We start from the raw sequence: 493 nt of genomic DNA on the forward strand, positions 1-493 counted from the left end.
ATACTGGAAAAGTCTTACTTGACCGCGAGATGGATCATCCTGTGGTCGACGAAATCAGAGATGTTGTCGAAAATCGAGATGACGCCGGCGGCACAAGAGTAACTGACTTGCATGTTTGGCGGGTTGGTGCACAAGTCTATTCGTGTGCAATGACCGTTGTTACGCAAGACCGGTTACTGACGACAAATGAGGTGCGTAAAAGGCTTTCCGTTCACGAAGAGATAGTTCACGCCACCATTGAATTGCACTACACGCAGGCCTAGAGCATGAGAGCAGAGCTTGATTGCTCTTTTTGATTGATGAATCCATCGCGCCAAAGCCGGGAAGTTGCCACATCTGGCGGACAGCTCTGAGACAAAGGAAGAGTAACTTCATGACAGAAATCAGACTTCAGGTAGAGACCAGCGCCACTTCAGCGCCGTATTCTGTTCGCTTTTGGCAGGCATTCACCTTTTGGCTGAAGCTGGGATTGATCAGCTTTGGCGGCCCGGCT

At 50.1% G+C, this 493-nt stretch carries 1 pseudogene; it reads left to right on the forward strand.

Features of this window, described 5'->3' with window-relative positions:
* A pseudogene (locus KDM89_RS19585) lies at positions 1 to 263 on the forward strand (cation transporter); the annotation flags it as partial.
* Positions 264 to 493: the final 230 nt, after the last annotated feature.

Origin of the sequence: Cognatundibacterium luofuense, from assembly GCF_018139685.1 — a bacterium.
Lineage (GTDB): Bacteria > Pseudomonadota > Gammaproteobacteria > Burkholderiales > Burkholderiaceae_D > Undibacterium > Undibacterium luofuense.